Origin of the sequence: Leclercia barmai (assembly GCF_049312895.1) — a bacterium.
GTDB classification, from domain to species: Bacteria; Pseudomonadota; Gammaproteobacteria; order Enterobacterales; family Enterobacteriaceae; genus Enterobacter; species Enterobacter barmai.
Genome location: NZ_JBMNWZ010000001.1, coordinates 1,203,560 through 1,223,969 on the forward strand (window position 1 = coordinate 1,203,560; position 20,410 = coordinate 1,223,969).

Below are 20,410 nucleotides of genomic sequence, written 5' to 3' on the forward strand. Positions count from 1 at the left end.
CAGTTTTTGTTAAAAAATTGTGTAGGATAGGCTAACTCGCTTTTAAGCAGGGCAGCGGAACATCTGCTCTAAATAAACAGACCGAAGCAGTAAGTGAGAGATCAATGTCGAATAAACCCTTCCATTACCAGGATCCTTTCCCGCTGGCCAAGGATCAGACCGAATATTACCTGTTAACCCGCGACCACGTTTCTGTCTCCGAGTTTGAAGGACAGGAGATCCTGAAAGTTGAGCCGCAGGCGCTGACCTTACTGGCGCAGCAGGCTTTCCACGACGCCTCGTTTATGCTGCGCCCGGCGCACCAGCAGCAGGTCGCGGATATCCTCAGCGATCCGCAGGCCAGTGAAAACGACAAGTACGTGGCCCTGCAGTTCCTGCGTAACTCCGATATCGCGGCGAAAGGCATTCTGCCGACCTGCCAGGATACCGGCACCGCCATTATCACCGGTAAAAAAGGCCAGCGCGTCTGGACCGGCGGCGGCGATGAAGCTGCCCTGGCGCGCGGCGTGTACAACACCTATATCGAAGACAACCTGCGCTATTCGCAAAACGCCGCGCTGGATATGTACAAAGAGGTCAATACCGGCACTAACCTGCCCGCGCAGATCGACCTCTACAGCGTGGATGGCGACGAATACAAATTCCTGTGCATCGCCAAGGGTGGCGGTTCCGCCAACAAAACCTACCTCTATCAGGAGACCAAAGCGCTCCTGACTCCAGGCAAGCTGAAGAACTACCTGGTGGAGAAGATGCGCACCCTCGGTACCGCCGCCTGCCCGCCGTACCATATTGCGTTTGTCATCGGTGGCACCTCGGCAGAAAGCACCCTCAAAACCGTGAAGCTGGCCTCCACCAAATACTACGACGGTCTGCCGACCGAAGGTAACGAGCACGGCCAGGCGTTCCGCGACGTACAGCTGGAGCAGGAGCTGCTGGTGGAAGCGCAGAACCTCGGCCTCGGCGCGCAGTTCGGCGGCAAATATTTCGCTCACGACATCCGCGTGATCCGTCTCCCGCGTCACGGCGCATCCTGCCCGGTGGGCATGGGCGTCTCCTGTTCGGCGGACCGCAACATCAAAGCCAAAATCAACCGCGACGGGATCTGGATTGAAAAGCTGGAAAACAACCCGGGCAAGTACATCCCTGAAGAGCTGCGTAAAGCGGGCGAGGGCGAGGCGGTACACGTCGACCTGAACCGTCCGATGAACGAGATCCTGGCCCAGCTTTCGCAGTACCCGGTCTCTACCCGTCTGTCGCTGAACGGCACCATCATCGTGGGTCGCGATATCGCCCACGCGAAGCTGAAAGAGCGTCTGGATAACGGCGAAGGGCTGCCTCAGTACGTTAAGGATCACCCGATCTACTACGCAGGCCCGGCCAAAACGCCGGACGGTTATGCGTCTGGCTCCCTGGGCCCGACCACTGCCGGGCGTATGGACTCCTACGTCGACCAGCTGCAGGCCAACGGCGGCAGCATGATCATGCTGGCGAAGGGCAACCGCAGCCAGCAGGTGACCGACGCCTGCCACAAACACGGCGGCTTCTACCTCGGCAGTATCGGCGGCCCGGCTGCGGTACTGGCGCAGGGCAGTATCAAGAGCCTGGAGTGCGTTGAGTACCCGGAGCTGGGTATGGAGGCTATCTGGAAAATCGAAGTGGAAGACTTCCCGGCGTTTATCCTTGTGGATGACAAAGGTAACGACTTCTTCAAGCAGATCCAGTCGTCCCAGTGTTCGGCGTGCGTGAAGTAGTTTGAAAAACCTGCCGGGTGGCGGCTTCGCCTTACCCGGCCTACTGAACATGTAGGCCGGGTAAGCGCAGCGCCACCCGGCACAAGCCCGGCAACAAAAAGAGCGCACAAAGCGCCATACCCTTTTCCCGATCTCATCAATACTTGTTTCTTTGAGCTGTGAGCAACCCACTTCGTTGTTATCAAGGAGAAAGTATGACCACCTCACGCAGTGAGAAAGATTCGATGGGTGCCATCGACGTCCCGCAGGACAAACTCTGGGGCGCACAAACCCAGCGTTCGCTGGAACATTTCCGTATCTCCACTGAAAAAATGCCGGTCTCGTTGATCCAGGCCCTGGCGCTGACCAAACGCGCCGCGGCGAAGGTCAACCAGGATTTAGGCCTGCTGGCGGCGGAAAAAGCCACCGCTATCATCACCGCCGCCGATGAAGTGCTGGCCGGTAAACATCCCGATGAGTTCCCGCTCGCCATCTGGCAGACCGGCTCCGGCACCCAGAGCAACATGAACATGAACGAGGTGCTGGCGAACCGCGGGAGCGAACTGCTCGGCGGGGTGCGCGGCATGGAGCGCAAGATCCACCCGAATGACGACGTCAACAAAAGCCAGAGCTCCAACGACGTCTTCCCGACGGCGATGCACGTGGCGGCGCTAATCGCCCTGCGCGAGCAGCTGATCCCGCAGCTGAACGTGCTGAAGCAGACCCTCCACGACAAATCCCAGGCTTTCGCCGATATCGTCAAAATTGGCCGTACCCATCTGCAGGATGCCACGCCGCTGACCCTCGGCCAGGAGATTTCCGGCTGGGTAGCGATGCTCGAGCACAACCTGCGGCACATCGACCACAGCCTGCCGCATCTGGCGGAGCTGGCGCTGGGCGGTACGGCGGTGGGGACCGGGCTTAACACACATCCCGAGTACGCGTTGCGCGTGGCAAAAGAGCTGGCCTCCATCACCGGGCAGCCGTTTGTCACCGCACCGAATAAGTTCGAAGCGCTGGCCACCTGTGATGCGCTGGTGCATGCCCACGGGGCGCTGAAAGGGCTGGCGGCCTCGCTGATGAAAATCGCCAACGACGTGCGCTGGCTGGCCTCCGGCCCGCGCTGCGGCATCGGCGAGATCAGCATCCCCGAGAATGAGCCGGGCAGCTCCATCATGCCGGGTAAGGTCAACCCGACCCAGTGCGAAGCCATGACCATGCTCAGCTGTCAGGTGATGGGCAACGACGTGGCGGTGAATATGGGCGGCGCGTCGGGCAACTTTGAGCTTAACGTCTACCGTCCGATGGTCATCCATAACTTCCTGCAGTCGGTGCGTCTGCTGGCTGACGGAATGGAGAGCTTTAACGAGCACTGCGCGGTGGGCATTGAGCCTAACCGCGAGCGCATCAGCCAGCTGCTCAATGAGTCATTAATGCTGGTGACGGCGCTCAACACCCACATCGGCTACGACAAGGCGGCAGAAATCGCCAAAAAAGCGCACAAAGAGGGGCTGACCCTGAAAGCCTCCGCGCTGGCGCTGGGGTATCTCACCGAGGCCGAGTTCGACAGCTGGGTTCGCCCACAAGAGATGGTCGGCAGCCTGAAATAGTCACTCCGCCACGTACAGGTGCAGCCGCGGAATGATTAAGCGCAGCGGCTGCGCCTGGGGTTTATAACGATGCTGAACGTTGTCAGCATCGTAATTCAGCAGCTCGCCGATATCCGGGATCACCGCCCCCTGATCCGCATCGTACAGGGCGATCAGCGGCGTCGGGCAGGCGTACTGCACCTGCTTTTGCTGCCCGGTATACCAGACGCGGGCAATGGGCTGCACCTTTACCGGCCGTTTGATCTTGAGCCGGGCATCCGCGGGCAGCGCGTGGATGGCGGTGTACTCCGCTTCCAGACGTTCAACCCACTGATCCCGCGACCAGGGCGCCTGGGCGCGCGGCGATTTCAGGCTTTTCTCCAGCATCTCCAGCACCTCCTCCCGGGTGAAATTTTTGATGATGTGCTTGTTGGCCCAGCCGAAGCGCAGGGTGGCGGGGTGGTTAATGACCGTCAGCGTGCGGTAGGCGTTAAGGGTAATCAATCCCGGCAACTGATGGTGCACCCACTCGAAACGGGCGGCAGGGGCGAGGCCCGACTCTTCGGTTACGATTTTTTCAAACTCTGCTTTCAGGGCGTTAATGCTGGCGATGCGGGCGGTAAGTTGCTCCCGGTGCGCGGCATCGGTCTGCAGGCAGATCACCCCCGGCAGGCGCACGGCGGCCTTGCTGCTGCGGGTCTCGGACTGCTGCTGAATAAACAGATGCCGATAGTGCTGGAGGGCCATCGTCAGCGCCTCCTGACCGAGATGCTGCTTCACCGCGATGGCGTTGAGCGGATCGTGCTCGGCGCCTTTGGCGACGTCCGGCAGGGAGAAGACCCGCCCGGCCAGCAACCGGCAGGCCTGGAGTTCGGGCGTTAACGCCGCCAGCTCGTGCTCCATCTGGCGGAAGGTGGAGTTTAAGCGTTCGATCAAATCGTAAGTAGCCATTGCACACCATAATAGTTACAACATACTGAATTTATAGCACAGCACGCCGGGTCAGGCCAGCGTGCGATTTGGGTCAGTCAGGGATGGGAAGGGAGATGTGATGCCACACGGGCCAGTTAAAGCAGAAACGGGCTCCGCCGAGGTCGCTGGCTTCACAGCTGACGTCGCCGCCCAGCGCCTGGGCGATGGAGTGAACGATCGCCAAACCCAGGCCACAGCCGCCGGTGGCGCGGTCGCGGCTCGGGTCGAGACGCACGAACGGCTCAAAAACGCGCTGGCGGGCCTCTGGCGCAATGCCCGGGCCATCATCTTCCACCGACAAACTGGCGCGGCTGCCGTCCAGCTGCAATGAAATCCGCAGACGGTTATCGCTGTAGCGCAAGGCATTGTTGACCAGGTTATCCAGCACGCGCTCCATCAACCGCATATCCAGCGCGCCATAGTCGCCGTCCATGCTGTTGATCAGCAGCGTGCGCTGCGGGTTCACGCTCTGCACATCCTCCACGTAGCTGCGCAGCCAGGCGGGCAGGTCCGGGGTGGTGAGCTTCAGCTCGTTCTGCGGCCGGTCGAGGCGGGCGTAGGTCAGCAGCTCCTCAATCAGCGCCTCGAGCTGGCTGATATCGCGGTTCAGCGCCAGCGACTCCGCCTCGGTCAGGTTTTCGCTCATCTCGAGCCGGTAACGCAGTCGTACCAGCGGGGTACGCAGTTCGTGGGCGATGCCGTCGATCAGCTGTTTTTTGCTGGCGATCAGGGCGTTGATGTTGTCTGCCATCTGGTTAAAGGCCACCCCCAGGCGCTCAAAGCTGGAACCGCTGTCGAAATGGATGCGCTCGGTTAAGTGCCCGTCGCCAAAACGCTGGGCGGCTGCTTCCAGGCGCAGCATGTCCTGCCAGTGGGGGCGCATCCAGATAAACACCGGGAAGGCGAGGGAAATGGCGATGAAGGCCAGCAGGGCGATATCCAGCAGGCGCATCTGATGCAGGAAGTAGAGATAGGGCACCGGGCCGACCGCCAGCACATAATGGCTGCGCGGAATTCGCTGGATGAAGGTGTACTGATCGTCCAGAGCCACAATGTCGCCCTGACGCAGTCGCTGCATCGTCGGGGCATCGAGGGTGTATTTCTTCAGCGGCTCGATGCGCAGTTTGAAGGACAGATTCAGATCCAGCTCTTTGATGGTCCGCGCCCAGTCGTGAGGGGGGATCTCACGCAGTTCGCTGCGCATCAGGTAGAGCGAGCTTTTCATCAAATCATCCAGCGACTGTCTGCCCGCCCGCTCGGCGGTGAATTTGTAGACCAGCCCGACCAGCATGGTCATCACCAGGAAGCAGACAAACAGCAGGAGGTAAAACTGAACGAACAGTTTTTTCATGAAATATCACCAAAATACAACGCGTTAACAATGCCGCCCGGTCTTAAGAATCATTTTCCCTGAACGGGCATCGCATACTTTACGCAATGGGCTGCCTCATGGCATAGCGAATGTTGAAGGTTTCGTCTTGCTTCATCACGTTTGCCTGCACATGCCAGGCATTTTCAATCATATTTGGCGTCAGCACGGTATCCGGCGGCCCGCTGGCTATCACCTTGCCGGATTTCAGCAGGACCAGCCGATGGCAGTAGTTGGCGGCGAGATTAAGATCGTGCAGCGCCACCACCACCGTAATGGGCAACCGGGTGATCAACGTCATCAGCTCCAGCTGATGCTCGATATCCAGATGGTTGGTGGGCTCATCGAGGATCAACACGCGCGGCTGCTGGGCCAGGGCGCGGGCAATCTGACAGCGCTGCCGCTCGCCGCCTGAAAGCTGCCGCCAGAGCCGGTGACGCAGGGCAGAGAGCTTCATCTGATGGATGGCGTTCTCCACCGCCTGGTTGTCGCTCTCGCTCCAGCCAAAAAGTCCCCGGCGGTGCGGCGTGCGCCCCAGCCGGACAATTTGCTCCACGCTGAGATCGCCATCCACCCCGGCATGCTGGGGGACAAACGCCAGCTGTTTTGCCCGATCCCGCACGGAGATTTTATTGAGCGGAGTGCCATCAAACTGAATATGGTGCGCATGCCGTGGGATTAACCCGGCCAGACAGCGCAGCAGCGTTGATTTCCCCGAGCCATTTGGCCCGAGCAGACCGACGATCTCGCCGCTCCCCAGCTCCAGATTGATATCCTGAAGCACCTTACGGGACTGCAGGGTAACCTGCAGCTCTCTCAATGAAATAGTCATACTCTTTTCTCCCGGCTGCGATAGAGCAGAACGACAAAGGCAGGCGCGCCCACTAGCGCAGTGACCACGCCAATCGGCAGCACCTGGTGGGTAATCAGCGTGCGGGAAACCACATCCGCGAGGATCATAAAGTGACTCCCGACCAGGAAGGTCAGGGGAACAGCGCGGCGGTGCCCGGGGCCGCACAGCATCCGGGTGATATGCGGGATCACCAGCCCGACAAACCCCACTGCGCCAATAATACTGACCATCACCGCCGTCACCAGGGCGCAGGTGAGCAGCAGGATGATGCGTACCAGAGTCACCGGCACGCCCAGGGTGGTGGAGACTTCATCGCCAAAGGTGAAGGTATCCAGCGAGCGTGAAAAGGCGAAGATCACGATGAACCCGGCCAGAACCACCCCCAGTGCCAGCAGCGCATCCGGCCAGCGCACGCCGCTCAGACTACCCAGCAGCCAGAACATAACGCTACGCGACTGCTCGGCGTTGGCGGAGGTGCTGACAATGTACGCGGTCATGGCGTTGAAGAGCTGCGTCCCGGCAATACCCGCCAGCAGGATGCGGGGCGGGCTGTCGGTCATGCCGTGGGTGATCAGCATGATCAGCCCGAATGCGCAGCAGGCGCCGATAAAGGCCCCGCCGCTGATGCCCAGCGCGCCGCCGCCGATCCCGAGCAGCATCACGCAGACGGCACCCAGTGAGGCGCCGGAGGAGATCCCCAGTAAATACGGCTCCGCCAGCGGGTTACGCAGGATCGCCTGCATCACCAGGCCGCAGAGCGCCAGTCCGCCGCCGCTGCAGGCCGCCATCAGCGCCCGGCTCATGCGGTACTGCCAGACAATCCCTTCCTCGACCTGAGGCATGGCATAGTTTCCCAGACCCAGGCCGTTAAGAATGGCTTTCCCCGCATTTCCATATGACACCGGCATATCCCCGACGGTGGCGGCGAAAACCAGCATCAGCGGCAGGGTCATTAACCCGACAGCCAGCAGGCTACCCTGCCGCCAGCGCGGCAGGGTAAAGGTGGCGCGCAGAGTCAGCATGCTCATCGTTCAGCCTGATAAGTCGCCAGTTTTTCGCCGATGGCCTCGACGGCATCTACATTACGCAGTGAGGGATTGAGTGACATCGCGGGCACCACAATGATGTGACCGTTTTTTACGGCGGGGATGTTTCGGGTCACCGGATCGTCGTTTAAAAATGCCTTTTTAACCGCCACGTCATCGGCGGGGTAGAGCCGACGGGACATTTCGGCGATAACGATCACGTCCGGCTGCGCCTGGGCGATATGTTCCCAGGTGACGGCGGGCCATTCATCATGTGAATCAATAATGTTTTTCAGCCCCAGCGTGTTGCTGATCCAGCCCGGCGCGCCATAATCGCCCGCCACCCAGGGATCGCCTTTCAGACGGCTGCTGGAGAACCAGAACACCACTTTCAGAGGGCGGGTCTGCTGCGTAGCTGCCAGGATCTGAGCTTTCGCAATACGCTGTTTCAGCGCCGCGTTAAGCGCCTTACCCTGCGACTGAACATCGAATATTGCTGCCAGTTCGCTGATCTCACGCTCGATCTCCGCGATGGAGAAAGGCGTGCTGCGCGCTCCGTCGGCATTCGAGCTGTCGGTGACGCTTTTGCCGATGCAGTCGGCAGGGGAGATCCACGTCGGAATGCCAAGGGAAGCAAACTGTTCCCGGGTGCCGGTTTCCCCCTGCGGCCCGATGTGCCAGTGATATTGCGCCAGAACCAGATCGGGATTTTGCGCGGTGACCGCTTCAAAGGAAGGGGCGTTATCCGCCAGTTTTTTTATTCCCTTACCGCGCGCCGTCAGGGCATCCGGTAACGGGCCAAACCAGACCGACGTGGCGCTGATTTTCTTCTCAAGCCCCAGCGCCAGCAGCAGTTCCGTCTCGTGTTGCCCCACCGTCACTACCCGCTGTGGAGCATGGGTAAAGGTCTCCTTTACCCCACAGTTTTCTACCGTCAGTGGATAAGTTGTTGCGGCGATCGCCGGTTGCGCCAGTGTCGCAAGCACTAATGCCATTGCGCTGTATTTGATAAACACGTTACCTTCCCCATAAATGTTATGTTATAACATAATACATATTATGAGGGCGGTAGCAAAAGGTTAATCACCAGGGGAAGGATAATGAATGAGGGCGCTTACCTTGGCGGCAGCCGCTTTACAGGTCCCAGGCGTGGGGCGCGAAGAGATAGCCCTTGTTACGCACGGTTTTAATGCGGAACGGCTCGGTGGCGTTATCCAGCAGTTTCTTGCGCAGGCGGGAGATCGCCACGTCCACGCTGCGGTCCATGCCATCGTAGCTGACGCCGCGCAGGTTTTTCAGCAGCGCGTCCCGGTCCATAATCTGCCCGGCATGGGTCGCCAGCTCCCACAGCAGATCGAAATCCGCCGTCGACAATGCCACCTGCTCGCCGGAAAGCAGCACCTGCCGATTCACCGGGTCGATGGAAAGCGTGCCGAAACGCAGCGCTTTATGCGGAGTGAGTTGCGGGGCCGGGGTTTCGCTGGAGGTGGCAACATGCTGGCGCAGATGCAGGCGCACACGCGCCAGCAGCACTGCCGGAGGGGTAGTTTTCAGGATGTAGTCGTTGGCGCCCATTTCCAGAGACAAGATATGGTTCATGTCGCTGTCGAGAGAGGTGAGCAGCACAATCGGGCCCTGCCAGCGGGCGCGCAGATCCCGGCACAGGGTCATGCCGTCTTTGCCGGGCAACATAATATCCAGCAGCACCAGATCGGGTTTTTCCCGCGCCACCACCTCTTCAGCACGGTCGCCGCGCGGTTCGACGATGACTTCAATATCATGTTTACCCAGGTAAGCGGCTATCAGCTGGCCTACTTCGGGTTCATCCTCAACGTATACGATCTTGTTCATTCAAAGTCTGTGTCTGCAGAAAACGCCAACATACACCGCGCAACCTTAACCTTCCATTAATCATTCGCAAAATGTTGCCGTTCCGTTATGCTGCCCGGCACTGTTATTGAGTTGTTAAGGAGAAAGGGATGGGACTGCTGATTAAGGCGGCGATTGGCGCGCTGGTGGTGTTACTGATTGGAGTGCTGGCGAAAACCAAAAACTACTATATAGCCGGGCTGCTCCCGCTGTTTCCGACCTTTGCTTTAATCGCCCACTATATCGTCGCCTCTGAGCGCGGCATTGAGGCGCTGCGGGCGACCATCGTCTTTGGCATGTGGTCGATTATTCCCTATTTTATCTATCTGCTCTCGCTATGGTATTTCACCGGAATAATGCGTTTGCCCCTGGCGCTGGGCGGAGCGGTTGTTTGCTGGAGCCTCAGCGCCTGGGTGTTAATCTTCTTCTGGAGCCGCTTTCACTAACGCAGCGGCCGTCCGCCATCCACGCCAAATGACCGGCCGGTGACGTAGCAGCTGGTCAGAATGTAGTCGATTAAATCAATCACCTCTTTTTCACCCGGGGCGATTTTCATCAGGGACTTGTTCAGCGCCTGCTGACGATAGTCGGCATCGTCGTGTTCGTTAAACATAATCAGCGACGGGGCGATGGCGTTAACTTTGACCTCCGGTGCCAGCTTGCGGGCAAAGGATCGGGTCATGTTGTCCAGGGCAGCTTTACTGGCGGCATAAGCAATGTGCTTATCGCTACCGCGCTCAACCACGTAGTCGGTAAAGTGGATGATGTCGCTGGCGGCATGGCCGTGACCGCGCAGCAGCTCCTGTAAAGCGTGGTTCAGCAGGTAAGGGGCATGGACGTGGATCTGCAGCATGCCGGAGAGCGTTTCGCTGAGCGGCGTCTCAGGGCTCTCCGGCATCCATGCACTGGCATTATGGATGATGGCGCGTAATCCCGGAGTTTCCGCTTTTATCCGTTCGGCAAAGGCCATAATGCCTTCGTCGGTGGCAAAATCGGCCTGAACACAGGTCGCACCCGCCTCGCAAAGCGTCTCTATCGCCGGATATTTCGTGCGATAGCTGATAATCACCGGCTGGTGAAGATTCAAAAAATGGTGGGCAAGCGCGAGGCCAATACGACGGCCTCCGCCAGTAATCAGGATCGGGAGCGGTTTTGCCTGTCCCATCGTGTTCTCCTTATCCGTTCGACGATGGGACGCGGTCGCTTATCCCATCAACATCCACGTTGCCGGTAGTGCGGCAACCAGTAACAATCCAATCAGCACGATTTCACGACGCTTCAGCGCGTGCTGGAGCTGGTGCGTGCGACGGGCGTAAATAAACACCAGCAGTCCCGGCGCGTAGAGCACGACGGAGAGCAGCAGATGCATCGGTCCGGAGGCGTAGAGCAGCCATAAGCCGTAAATGCAGGCACCCATTCCCACGACAGTATGCATCGGTCGGGTCGCTATTTTTAACAAATATGCACCCACCAGGAAATAGGGTACCAGAATCATCTCAGAGGCGATGGTTAACAAGGTGTTATAGTCAGAACCTGTGAGCCAGATCAGCACCAGACAAACCTGCACACTAATGTTGGTCAACCACAGCGACGCGGACGGGGCATTGTTCTTGTTCTGATGTCTGAAAAGACGCGGAAAGGCTTTATGGGTCGCGGCGAGGAAGGGCACTTCGGCCGCCATGATGGTCCAGCTCAGGTAAGCTCCACACACGGAGACGATCAGACCCGCAGCAATGACCACTTCGCCCCAGGAGCCCATCATCTTCACCATCAGGCCCGCCATTGACGGGTTACGCATCTCCGCCAGTTCAGGACGCGCCACCACGCCCAGAGACAGCAGCGTCACCAGCAGATAGACGCTCAGCGCGGCCAGCACCGCCAGCAGCGTGGCGCGGCCCACATCATGCTTATTGCGCGCCCGGGCCGAGACCACGACCGCGCCTTCCACCCCGATAAACACCCACAGGGTGATCAGCATGGTGTTTTTCACCTGCTCCCAGACCGGCACGCCCAGCGCCACGCCGGAAAAGTCCAGGCTGAAGAGATCGAGACGAAACGCGATGAACGCCAGCACGATAAACAGCCCCAGCGGCACCAGCTTCGCCAGAGTGGCGACCAGGTTGATGCTTGCCGCAGTCTGCACGCCCCGCAGCACCAGGAAGTGCACGACCCACAGCAGCACCGAGGAGCCCACAATGGATTGCCAGGTGTTGCCATCGCCGAACAGCCGCAGTTCAGGCGTATCGGTAAAGAAACTCAGCGCAGAAAAGACGATCACCAGATAAGAGACGTTGGCGATCACCGCGCACAGCCAGTAGCCCCAGGCGGAACAAAAACCTACCAGTTCACCAAAGCCTTCGCGGGCGTAGGTAAAAATGCCGCCATCAAGGTCAGGACGGATGCGCGTTAACAGCAGCATCGCGAAGGCCAGCAGCAGGATCCCGACGCCGGTGATCCCCCAGCCAATAAGCAGCGCAGACGGGCTGGCCACGGCGGCCATATTCTGCGGCAGACTGAATACACCTGCACCGAGCATAGAGCTTAAAACAAGCGCAGTTAAAGCGCTCAGGCCAAGTTTCTTTTCCATTGGCATCCTGTTTAAAAAGGGGTCAAAAGCAGAATAATTATTTTGTCGAAGCGCATAAAAATGGTGGATCACGCTAAGGCGCGGGATTTTACGGAGTGTCACGAAAGCATGCAATGAGGATGGGCCGAAATCTGGCTAAAAAGCAAAAAAAAGGCGGCACCAGGCCGCCTGAATGAAACACTTTACTTATTTGTACAGGTCTGCGCTGATGGTCATGTTATTACCGCGCTCCTGCCACTGGCGGGTGATGTGGTAATACTTGGCCCCTTTCTTCGCCGCCCGCTTCGCCACCTGATAGGAGACTTCGGTCATGTTGGAGTAGTTGCCGGTAAATTTAATGCTGTCAAACGGCACCATCTGCGCGGCAGTGGCGTTGTTCAGCTCTTCAATTTTAGTGCCGTCATTCAGCGTGACGCTGTAACGGCCACCTTTGGTGGATTGCGTTTCAAAGAATCGGCCTACGCCAGCAACGCTGGCAGCCGGTGCAGCGCTGGTCGCCACGCCCGGGATCTCAACTTTCTTCGCCTCTTCGCCACCTTTGGCGATAGCCGCACGGCCGGCATCAGAGTCAGCAGGGATAACGTCCGGGCTCTGGACGATACGTTTTTTCGCGTCTTTTTTGTAGATATAGGCAGTGATACGCTGGTTACCGCCCTGGTTTGCATCGATCTGGCGAACGATATAGAAGGCGTCAGCCCCTTTCGCTTTCGCGGCTTTGGTAATGGCATCGTTCACTTCAGGCTGGCTGCGGTAGAAGCCCTGAATGGTGACGGTATCGTAAGGCTCAAGGAGAACGGCCTGGTCTTTTGGCAGTTCCGTCACGCCATTAATAACGCGATTTTTCTCCTCATCGGCTTTCGGGGCATTTTCTTTATACAGCGCAACGAGCACGCGCTGGTTGCCGCTGTCGCCGTAGTCAGAGTTATCAACCACGTAAAATGCAGCGGCGCCTTCTTTATCGGCGCGTTTTGATGCAGCGTTAACCGCATCGCCAATTGAGTTAAAACGACCTACGATCATAACGCGGTCGTAAGGTTTCGTTGCTGCCGCTTGCTCCGGCGTTAACTCTGTCGCCGCGTTGGCGGACAGGGCGGTCGCAGAAAGGAGTGCTGACGCCAGGAGAGTGTTCTTGAGCTTCATAAAAATAATCCTTCGCCTTACGCAAACCAGGTACTGGTGTAGTTGTTAATTTGAAAACGTTGACGATTATTGCATTTAACACCCTCTGCTGTCTGCGGCATTTTTTGTGGCCATGGCGATGGGGGCGAACAATATCTATAACATTTAGTGATATGTTGAAAAAACACGCGTTTGACCAGTAAAACTAATAAAGCATATAACTTTCACAAGTTGATTTAATGTTAATAAGTTGTTTCTAGCTGGCGCTATATCGTGTTTTTCCCGCTTCGACTGAGCTAAACATCGGCCCTGGCGGATAAATAAAGGCAGATATGCCTGTCTGAGATGCCGATCGCTTATTTTTGACAGTTAAAGGCATAAAAAGTGTTTTCTTGCTGTGGATCACAGGCGGTATTTTCAGTAGGTTATAGAAAGTTTGTTACCGTTTTATTTTCTGCAGATATTGGTTAGCGGCAGGTTAACACCTGTCACTGTCGTTATATATCTGTGATGAATATTCGACAAACCATCATCAAAAACCGATGGAAGGGATTACTATGCGTATTGGGGTACCAAGAGAACGGTTTGCCAATGAAACCCGCGTAGCGGCGACACCAAAAACGGTGGAGCAGCTGCTCAAACTGGGTTTTACCGTCGCGGTTGAAAGCGGCGCAGGCAAGCTGGCAAGTTTCGATGACGAGGCGTTCGTTCAGACGGGCGCAGAGATTGTAGACGGCGCTAACGTCTGGCATTCGGACGTTATTCTGAAGGTCAATGCACCCGAAGAGGAAGAGATCGCGCTGCTGAACCCGGCCACCACCCTGGTGAGCTTTATCTGGCCAGCCCAGAACCCGGAGCTGATGGAGAAGCTGGCGGCGCGTGGCGTCACCGTAATGGCAATGGACTCCGTGCCGCGTATTTCGCGTGCGCAGTCGCTGGATGCCCTGAGCTCGATGGCGAACATCGCCGGTTACCGTGCCATCGTCGAGGCGGCGCACGAGTTTGGTCGCTTCTTTACCGGTCAGATCACCGCTGCGGGTAAAGTCCCGCCAGCGAAAGTGATGGTGATTGGGGCAGGCGTTGCGGGTCTGGCCGCCATTGGCGCGGCAAACAGTCTGGGCGCTATCGTCCGTGCTTTTGATACCCGTCCGGAAGTGAAAGAACAGGTGCAGAGTATGGGCGCCGAGTTCCTGGAACTGGACTTTAAAGAAGAAGCCGGCAGCGGCGACGGCTACGCGAAGGTGATGTCCGAGGCCTTTATCAAAGCCGAAATGGCGCTGTTTGCCGCTCAGGCGAAAGAGGTGGACATCATTGTCACCACCGCGCTGATCCCGGGCAAACCCGCACCGAAGCTCATCACCCGCGAAATGGTTGACTCCATGAAGGCCGGCAGCGTGATCGTCGATCTGGCCGCGCAAAACGGCGGTAACTGCGAATACACCGTCCCGGGCGTGGTCACTACCACCGCCAACGGCGTAAAAGTGATCGGCTATACCGACCTGCCGGGCCGTCTGCCGACCCAGTCTTCTCAGCTGTATGGTACCAACCTGGTCAACCTGCTGAAGCTGCTGTGCAAAGAGAAAGACGGCAACGTCACCGTTGATTTTGAAGACGTCGTTGTGCGTGGCGTTACCGTGGTGCGCGAGGGTGAAATCACCTGGCCGGCACCGCCTATTCAGGTTTCCGCCCAGCCGCAGGCCGCTGCTAAAGCCGCTCCGGCACCAAAAGAACCGGAAAAACCTGCCTCGCCGTGGCGCAAATTCGCCTTTATGGCGCTGGCCATTATCCTGTTTGGCTGGCTGGCAGACGTTGCGCCGAAAGAGTTCCTCGGTCACTTCACGGTCTTTGCGCTCTCCTGCGTGGTGGGTTACTACGTGGTGTGGAACGTCTCCCATGCGCTGCATACCCCGCTGATGTCGGTGACGAACGCTATCTCCGGGATCATCGTGGTCGGGGCATTGCTGCAGATTGGTCACGGCGGCTGGGTCAGCTTCCTCAGCTTTATCGCGGTACTGATCGCCAGTATCAATATTTTCGGTGGTTTCACCGTGACTCAGCGCATGCTGAAAATGTTTCGTAAGGGATAAGGGGTAACTTATGTCTGGAGGATTAGTTACAGCTGCATACATTGTTGCCGCGGTCCTGTTTATTTTCAGCCTCGCTGGGCTTTCAAAACATGAAACGTCGCAGCAGGGTAACAACTTTGGTATCGCCGGGATGGCGATTGCGCTGATTGCCACGATTTTCGGGCCGGACACCGGCAACGTTGCGTGGATCCTGGTGGCGATGATCATCGGCGGCGCTATTGGTATTCGTCTTGCTAAACGCGTTGAAATGACCGAAATGCCGGAGCTGGTAGCGATTCTGCACAGTTTCGTGGGTCTGGCGGCGGTGCTGGTTGGCTTTAACAGCTACCTGTATCACGAGCCGGGGATGGAGCCGATTCTGGTCAACATCCACCTGACCGAAGTGTTCCTTGGGATCTTCATCGGTGCGGTGACCTTTACCGGTTCTATCGTGGCGTTCGGCAAGCTGCGCGGCAAGATCTCCTCTAAACCGCTGATGCTGCCAAACCGTCACAAGATGAACCTGGCCGCGCTGGTGGTGTCGTTTGTGCTGATGGTGGTGTTCGTGCGTACCGACAGCGTGGGTATGCAGGTGCTGGCGCTGCTGGTGATGACCATCATCGCGCTGGCGTTCGGCTGGCACCTGGTGGCCTCCATCGGTGGTGCGGACATGCCGGTGGTGGTCTCCATGCTCAACTCCTACTCCGGTTGGGCGGCAGCGGCGGCGGGCTTTATGCTGAGCAACGACCTGCTGATCGTGACCGGTGCGCTGGTGGGCTCGAGCGGTGCGATCCTCTCCTACATCATGTGTAAGGCGATGAACCGTTCGTTCATCAGCGTGATTGCCGGGGGCTTCGGCACCGACGGCCAAACCTCTGACGGTGATGACGAGGTGGGTGAGCATCGTGAGATCAGCGCTGAAGATACCGCCGACATGCTGAAAAACTCGCACTCGGTCATCATCACTCCGGGCTACGGCATGGCGGTGGCGCAGGCTCAGTATCCGGTGGCGGAAATCACCGAGCGTCTGCGTGCCCGCGGCATCAAGGTGCGTTTTGGTATTCACCCGGTTGCCGGGCGTCTGCCAGGCCACATGAACGTGCTGCTGGCTGAAGCGAAAGTGCCTTACGACATCGTGCTGGAGATGGATGAAATCAACGACGACTTTTCCGACACCGATACCGTGCTGGTTATCGGCGCCAACGACACCGTTAACCCGGCGGCGCAGGACGATCCGAAGAGCCCAATCGCCGGTATGCCGGTTCTGGAAGTGTGGAAGGCGCAGAACGTTATCGTCTTCAAACGCTCCATGAACACCGGTTACGCTGGCGTACAAAACCCGCTTTTCTTTAAAGAGAACACCCACATGCTGTTTGGCGATGCCAAAGCCAGCGTGGATGCGATCCTGAAAGCGCTGTAAGCAAGGCTTCACGACTGATAAAAAACCGCCCACAACAGGGCGGTTTTCTCATTTCTGCGGGCTAAACATTCTCACTGTCTATACTTTCCTTTTTACGTTAAGGGAGGAGGGAGAATGCAGTTTTTGTCACGTTTCGATATTCTGACGTTAATGATGACCCCCACATTCTGGATTGGCTTCGCGACCGTAACGGTAGTGACGCTGTTGGTGTACTGGCTACTGAAACGCCTTATCACCTTTGTCCATAAGAGCATTACCAACTGGGGCGATAAACATCCCGCCACAAATAAGATGCATTTTATCCTTACAGAGATGCTTAACCGCACCAGCCGGATCCTGCTGTTCGTGGTGGCATTCCTGTTTAGCCTGCGCTTTGTCGAACTGCCGGATCGCCTCTACGGTGCGCTCAGCCACGCCTGGTTCCTGGTGCTGGCGATTCAGGTGGCGCTGTGGATGGATCAGGGGGTGGTCTCCTGGCTTCGGCACGTCATGCTGTCGCCGGGGAGCCATAAAAACCCGGTCACCCTGGTGATCACCGGCCTGATCCTGCGGGCGATTGTCTGGTCAGTGATGCTGCTGTCTATTCTTGCTAATGCGGGCGTCAACATCACTGCTCTGGTTGCCAGCCTTGGGGTGGGGGGTATCGCTATCGCTCTGGCGGTGCAGACCATTCTCAGTGACGTCTTCGCCTCGCTCTCCATTGGGTTCGATAAGCCCTTTGAGATTGGCGATTTCGTGGTGTTTAACGACGTTGCCGGGACGGTGGAGCACATCGGTCTGAAAACAACGCGCATTCGCAGCCTGAGCGGGGAGCAGATTGTCTGCGGCAATGCGATCCTGCTTCAGCAAACGCTGCATAACTATAAGCGTATGCAGACCCGCCGCATCGTCTTTACCTTCGGCGTGGCCAGCGACACCCCGCCTGAGAAACTGCGCGTCATTGGCGATAACGTGAAGAAGATCATCACCGATATCGGCGAAACGCGCTTTGACCGCGCCCATCTGCTCGGCTTTGATAAGGACAGGCTGACCTTTGAGGTGGTGCATATCGTCAATACTGCGGATTACAACAAATACATGGACATTCAGCAGGAGATTAACATCCGGATCCTCGAGAGCCTGAATGATGAAGGCGTGAAACTGGCCCTGCCAAGCATGGTGCTGCATGCCCCCTGGATGAAAGAGGGCGAGGGCGCACAGACGCCGTCGCAGCAACCCGTTACCGAGAGCTAAAAAAAAGCCCGCCAAACTGGCGGGCTTTTTACGGTTAATCGTCTTCGTCGTCGTCGAGTTCGACCGGGGTCTGATACTGATCCGGCTTGATAACCAGCAGGTCACAGCGCAGATGGTCGATCACCTGTTCCGCCGTGTTGCCAAGGAAGGCTGCAGAAATACCGGTGCGGCCAATGGTGCCCAGCACCACGATACCGGCCTGCAGATGTTCTGACAGATCCGGGATCACCTCTTCCGGCAGCCCTTTCTCCACGTGGGTCAGTTTCTCATCGATACCAAATTTCTGCCGCAGGGCTTTCATCGCCAGCAGATGCTGTCCGCGGATGGCGTCGTTATAAACGGTAGGATCAAATTCCGGGAGTTCGATGGCAATGTTGATAGGGGTAATCGGGTAGGCGCCAACAAGGTGGACTTCAGTATGGTTAACCTGCTCGGCGAGATAGACCGTCTCTTTGACCAGCTTCTCGTTCAGGGCGTTGTGGTAGTTCTCTTCACTGGCGAGATTGACCGCCACCACCGCTTTACCGCCTTCCGGCCACGGCTGGTCTTTGACCATCCACACCGGGCACGGGCATTTACGCAGCAGATGCCAGTCGGTCGGGGTGAAAATCACCGCCTCGAGCTTGTCGTGCTGGTGGGCCATTTTCAGCAGCAGATCGTGTTCGCCGCTAATCACTTCCTGGATGATGGCTTCAAACGGACGGTTGTGCCACACCACTTTAATCTCGATAGGCACGCCGGCATCAAGATAGAATTTTGCCTGTTCGCGTATCCACGCCGTACGCTGGCTGATCACTCCCTGACGCATAGCGGTGCGTTCGTCAGGCGACAGAAGGGTGGTCATTTCGTAAGAAAAGTCATATATCGGCAGAAACGCTTTGATTCTGCCACCAATCCGTTGATGTAAATAGACAGCTCGTCGTAACGCCGGTTGATCGTCCTGATTAGGATCGATGGCCACCAGCATGTTTTGATACTTTGCCATACAGGTCTCCTTACTACTGTCACCACAGTCTGTAATTAAAAGAGTAACCTATATATCTGAAATGAAACAGGGGGGAAGTTTTGCCAGATCAATAAATCAGTAAAATTACCGACCTGGCAAGCAGAAGTCAGATGAATTTATGCAACGTTGCGCGAGTGGCCCGCCAGCACCGCCAGCGCTTCACCGTTTTCAATGGTGATGTACTTGCCTTTTACCGCCAGCATGCCGCTTTTCTGGAAACGACCCAGCAGACGGCTGATGGTTTCAACGGTCAGGCCCAGGTAGTTACCGATATCGCCACGGGTCATGGTCAGACGGAACTCACGAGGCGAGAAACCGCGCTCGGCGAAACGACGGGAGAGGTTATAGATAAACGCGGCGAGGCGCTCTTCTGCATTCTTTTTGGAAAGCAGCAGAATCATATCCTGATCGCCTTTGATCTCACCGCTCATCAGACGCATCATCTGCTGACGCAGGTTAGGCATTTTGCCTGACAGATCGTCGAGGGTTTCAAACGGGATTTCGCAAACCATTGAGGTTTCCAGCGCCTGAGCAAAGCTCGGGTGGTTACCGGTGCCAATGGCGTCAAAGCCCACCAGATCGCCCGCCAGGTGGAAGCCGGTGATCTGCTCGTCGCCCTGTTCGGTGATGGTATAGCTTTTGATGGTGCCAGAGCGGATAGCGTACAGCGACTTCAGTTCGTCTCCCGCTTTGAACAGCGTTTGCCCTTTCTGAATCGGCTTCTTACGCTCGATAATATTATCAAGCTGATCAAGCTCGTGCTCATTCAGGGTAAACGGGATACAGAGCTGGCTGATGCTGCAGTCCTGACAATGGATAGCACAACCGCCAGACTGAATGCGTCGAATAATTCGCTTTTCCGGGATCATAGGTTTGCTCAAGCCTTAATTGATATTGGTCAATTTTAACATCTTTTTTGACCCCGCGTAAGCCTGGTAAACCATCAATAAGGACAAGTTACGTGAACATGCCAGCATCTTCTTGAAATTCCACAACTTGGCTGCGGATATTTCGTCTAACTTAAGGAATATTAAGCACTAAAAGCCTGGAACTACAGCAGTAAATAACCTTCGTGACGCAGTAACCACTCCTTGCGCTGGACCCCGCCAGCATAGCCGGTCAGGGTGCCGTTACGCCCGATTACGCGGTGGCAGGGCACCACAATGCTGACCGGATTGGAGCCGTTGGCCGCCCCAGCGGCACGTGCCGCACCCGGGCGGCCAAGCTGCTCTGCCAGCTGCCCGTAATGCATCACCTGCCCGCAGGGAATAGCGCGCAACGCCTGCCACACTTCCCGCTGAAAAGGGGTGCCGCCGGTGGCGGTCGGCAGGGTATCGATAATGCTGAGATCGCCTTCGAACCAGGCGGAGAGCTTATCGCTCAGCCCGCCCGGATTGCTGGCGCTGATGCGCTCGTAGCCCTGCGCCCGGTAGTGGATATTCAGCAGTTCCACCATCCGGTTGCTGTGCTCCTCCCACTCGACGGCGCGCAGGTTGAATTGCTCATCGGCAATCACCCACAGCGGCCCGAGGGGCGTCGCAATTTTGTCTTCGAGTAATCTCAGCATCTGGC

18 protein-coding genes are annotated in these 20,410 nt (G+C 57.3%); 6 read left to right on the forward strand and 12 right to left on the reverse strand.

Translation table 11 applies throughout. The features are described 5' to 3' along the window. Window positions 1-104 precede the first annotated feature (104 nt). Both fumA and fumC read left to right on the forward strand, forming a co-directional pair. On the forward strand, window positions 105-1,751 hold the full coding sequence (gene fumA, locus ACOYA6_RS05690; protein WP_223074162.1) for a class I fumarate hydratase FumA: 1,647 nt from the start codon (window positions 105-107) through the stop codon (window positions 1,749-1,751). 194 nt (window positions 1,752-1,945) lie between these two features. Beyond that, complete coding sequence (fumC, locus tag ACOYA6_RS05695; protein WP_422654204.1) at window positions 1,946-3,340, forward strand: class II fumarate hydratase; 1,395 nt, start codon at window positions 1,946-1,948, stop codon at window positions 3,338-3,340. On the opposite strand, the gene tus is transcribed toward fumC, so the two are convergent. The 6 genes from tus to rstA all read right to left on the reverse strand — a co-directional run bounded on the left by tus (window position 3,341) and on the right by rstA (window position 9,389). Then, entirely contained in the window at window positions 3,341-4,270 is a 930-nt protein-coding gene (gene tus, locus ACOYA6_RS05700; RefSeq protein ID WP_422654205.1) for a DNA replication terminus site-binding protein, read from the reverse strand. It lies immediately after the preceding gene. Window positions 4,271-4,343: 73 nt separating this feature from the next. Beyond that, entirely contained in the window at window positions 4,344-5,642 is a 1,299-nt protein-coding gene (gene rstB / locus ACOYA6_RS05705; protein ID WP_422654206.1) for a two-component system sensor histidine kinase RstB, read from the reverse strand. A 79-nt stretch (window positions 5,643-5,721) separates the two neighbouring features. Next, window positions 5,722-6,492: an ABC transporter ATP-binding protein gene (locus tag ACOYA6_RS05710; protein ID WP_039029184.1), complete on the reverse strand. Its 771-nt coding sequence runs from the start codon at window positions 6,490-6,492 to the stop codon at window positions 5,722-5,724. Continuing rightward, entirely contained in the window at window positions 6,489-7,541 is a 1,053-nt protein-coding gene (locus ACOYA6_RS05715; protein ID WP_422654207.1) for a FecCD family ABC transporter permease, read from the reverse strand. Before ACOYA6_RS05715 ends, ACOYA6_RS05710 begins: the two co-directional genes overlap by 4 nt. Next, window positions 7,538-8,533, reverse strand: a complete 996-nt coding sequence (locus ACOYA6_RS05720; protein ID WP_422654505.1) for an ABC transporter substrate-binding protein — start codon at window positions 8,531-8,533, stop codon at window positions 7,538-7,540. Before ACOYA6_RS05720 ends, ACOYA6_RS05715 begins: the two co-directional genes overlap by 4 nt. A 139-nt stretch (window positions 8,534-8,672) precedes the next feature. Then, window positions 8,673-9,389 (reverse strand): two-component system response regulator RstA, encoded by a 717-nt coding sequence (gene rstA, locus ACOYA6_RS05725; protein ID WP_422654208.1) that lies wholly within the window; start codon window positions 9,387-9,389, stop codon window positions 8,673-8,675. 128 nt (window positions 9,390-9,517) lie between these two features. Between rstA and ACOYA6_RS05730 the strand changes: the two genes are divergently transcribed. After that, on the forward strand, window positions 9,518-9,853 hold the full coding sequence (locus ACOYA6_RS05730; protein WP_422654209.1) for a GlpM family protein: 336 nt from the start codon (window positions 9,518-9,520) through the stop codon (window positions 9,851-9,853). Here ACOYA6_RS05730 and folM read toward each other — a convergent pair. The 3 genes from folM to ydgH form a co-directional block, all read right to left on the reverse strand. Next, entirely contained in the window at window positions 9,850-10,572 is a 723-nt protein-coding gene (gene folM / locus ACOYA6_RS05735; RefSeq protein WP_422654210.1) for a dihydromonapterin reductase, read from the reverse strand. The two genes, ACOYA6_RS05730 and folM, sit on opposite strands and share 4 nt — an antisense overlap. Window positions 10,573-10,611: 39 nt before the next feature. Further along, the gene (locus ACOYA6_RS05740) at window positions 10,612-11,994 is read right to left on the reverse strand and encodes an amino acid permease (protein ID WP_039029189.1); all 1,383 of its coding nucleotides are present in this window, start codon (window positions 11,992-11,994) and stop codon (window positions 10,612-10,614) included. 186 nt (window positions 11,995-12,180) lie between these two features. After that, window positions 12,181-13,134, reverse strand: coding sequence for a DUF1471 family protein YdgH (gene ydgH, locus ACOYA6_RS05745; protein WP_039029190.1), 954 nt, complete (start codon window positions 13,132-13,134; stop codon window positions 12,181-12,183). A gap of 536 nt (window positions 13,135-13,670) precedes the next feature. Here ydgH and pntA point away from each other — a divergent pair. The 3 genes from pntA to ACOYA6_RS05760 all read left to right on the forward strand — a co-directional run bounded on the left by pntA (window position 13,671) and on the right by ACOYA6_RS05760 (window position 17,832). After that, window positions 13,671-15,200, forward strand: a complete 1,530-nt coding sequence (gene pntA, locus ACOYA6_RS05750) for a Re/Si-specific NAD(P)(+) transhydrogenase subunit alpha (RefSeq protein ID WP_422654211.1) — start codon at window positions 13,671-13,673, stop codon at window positions 15,198-15,200. A gap of 10 nt (window positions 15,201-15,210) precedes the next feature. Further along, on the forward strand, window positions 15,211-16,599 hold the full coding sequence (pntB, locus tag ACOYA6_RS05755) for a Re/Si-specific NAD(P)(+) transhydrogenase subunit beta (RefSeq protein ID WP_039029192.1): 1,389 nt from the start codon (window positions 15,211-15,213) through the stop codon (window positions 16,597-16,599). A gap of 114 nt (window positions 16,600-16,713) precedes the next feature. Next, on the forward strand, window positions 16,714-17,832 hold the full coding sequence (locus ACOYA6_RS05760; protein WP_422654212.1) for a mechanosensitive ion channel family protein: 1,119 nt from the start codon (window positions 16,714-16,716) through the stop codon (window positions 17,830-17,832). A 34-nt stretch (window positions 17,833-17,866) separates the two neighbouring features. Here the strand turns inward: ACOYA6_RS05760 and uspE are convergent, their stop codons facing one another. The 3 genes from uspE to ogt all read right to left on the reverse strand — a co-directional run bounded on the left by uspE (window position 17,867) and on the right by ogt (window position 20,405). Beyond that, window positions 17,867-18,817 (reverse strand): universal stress protein UspE, encoded by a 951-nt coding sequence (gene uspE, locus ACOYA6_RS05765; RefSeq protein WP_039029194.1) that lies wholly within the window; start codon window positions 18,815-18,817, stop codon window positions 17,867-17,869. A gap of 137 nt (window positions 18,818-18,954) precedes the next feature. Further along, window positions 18,955-19,707 (reverse strand): fumarate/nitrate reduction transcriptional regulator Fnr, encoded by a 753-nt coding sequence (gene fnr, locus ACOYA6_RS05770; RefSeq protein WP_032617879.1) that lies wholly within the window; start codon window positions 19,705-19,707, stop codon window positions 18,955-18,957. Window positions 19,708-19,889: 182 nt separating this feature from the next. After that, window positions 19,890-20,405 carry a methylated-DNA--[protein]-cysteine S-methyltransferase gene (ogt, locus tag ACOYA6_RS05775; protein ID WP_422654213.1) on the reverse strand — a complete coding sequence of 172 codons (516 nt, stop codon included), beginning with the start codon at window positions 20,403-20,405 and terminating at the stop codon, window positions 19,890-19,892. Window positions 20,406-20,410: the final 5 nt, after the last annotated feature.

What these genes read in the sequence shown, in the direction of transcription:
- ACOYA6_RS05740 (WP_039029189.1), bottom strand. Translation starts at nt 11,994, where the DNA reads ATGGAAAAGAAACTTGGCCTGAGCGCTTTAACTGCGCTTGTTTTAAGC.
- fumC (WP_422654204.1), top strand. Translation starts at nt 1,946, where the DNA reads ATGACCACCTCACGCAGTGAGAAAGATTCGATGGGTGCCATCGACGTC.
- ogt (WP_422654213.1), bottom strand. Translation starts at nt 20,405, where the DNA reads ATGCTGAGATTACTCGAAGACAAAATTGCGACGCCCCTCGGGCCGCTG.
- rstA (WP_422654208.1), bottom strand. Translation starts at nt 9,389, where the DNA reads ATGAACAAGATCGTATACGTTGAGGATGAACCCGAAGTAGGCCAGCTG.
- rstB (WP_422654206.1), bottom strand. Translation starts at nt 5,642, where the DNA reads ATGAAAAAACTGTTCGTTCAGTTTTACCTCCTGCTGTTTGTCTGCTTC.
- pntB (WP_039029192.1), top strand. Translation starts at nt 15,211, where the DNA reads ATGTCTGGAGGATTAGTTACAGCTGCATACATTGTTGCCGCGGTCCTG.
- fumA (WP_223074162.1), top strand. Translation starts at nt 105, where the DNA reads ATGTCGAATAAACCCTTCCATTACCAGGATCCTTTCCCGCTGGCCAAG.
- tus (WP_422654205.1), bottom strand. Translation starts at nt 4,270, where the DNA reads ATGGCTACTTACGATTTGATCGAACGCTTAAACTCCACCTTCCGCCAG.
- folM (WP_422654210.1), bottom strand. Translation starts at nt 10,572, where the DNA reads ATGGGACAGGCAAAACCGCTCCCGATCCTGATTACTGGCGGAGGCCGT.
- uspE (WP_039029194.1), bottom strand. Translation starts at nt 18,817, where the DNA reads ATGGCAAAGTATCAAAACATGCTGGTGGCCATCGATCCTAATCAGGAC.
- ACOYA6_RS05760 (WP_422654212.1), top strand. Translation starts at nt 16,714, where the DNA reads ATGCAGTTTTTGTCACGTTTCGATATTCTGACGTTAATGATGACCCCC.
- ACOYA6_RS05730 (WP_422654209.1), top strand. Translation starts at nt 9,518, where the DNA reads ATGGGACTGCTGATTAAGGCGGCGATTGGCGCGCTGGTGGTGTTACTG.
- ydgH (WP_039029190.1), bottom strand. Translation starts at nt 13,134, where the DNA reads ATGAAGCTCAAGAACACTCTCCTGGCGTCAGCACTCCTTTCTGCGACC.
- ACOYA6_RS05715 (WP_422654207.1), bottom strand. Translation starts at nt 7,541, where the DNA reads ATGAGCATGCTGACTCTGCGCGCCACCTTTACCCTGCCGCGCTGGCGG.
- pntA (WP_422654211.1), top strand. Translation starts at nt 13,671, where the DNA reads ATGCGTATTGGGGTACCAAGAGAACGGTTTGCCAATGAAACCCGCGTA.
- ACOYA6_RS05720 (WP_422654505.1), bottom strand. Translation starts at nt 8,533, where the DNA reads ATGGCATTAGTGCTTGCGACACTGGCGCAACCGGCGATCGCCGCAACA.
- ACOYA6_RS05710 (WP_039029184.1), bottom strand. Translation starts at nt 6,492, where the DNA reads ATGACTATTTCATTGAGAGAGCTGCAGGTTACCCTGCAGTCCCGTAAG.
- fnr (WP_032617879.1), bottom strand. Translation starts at nt 19,707, where the DNA reads ATGATCCCGGAAAAGCGAATTATTCGACGCATTCAGTCTGGCGGTTGT.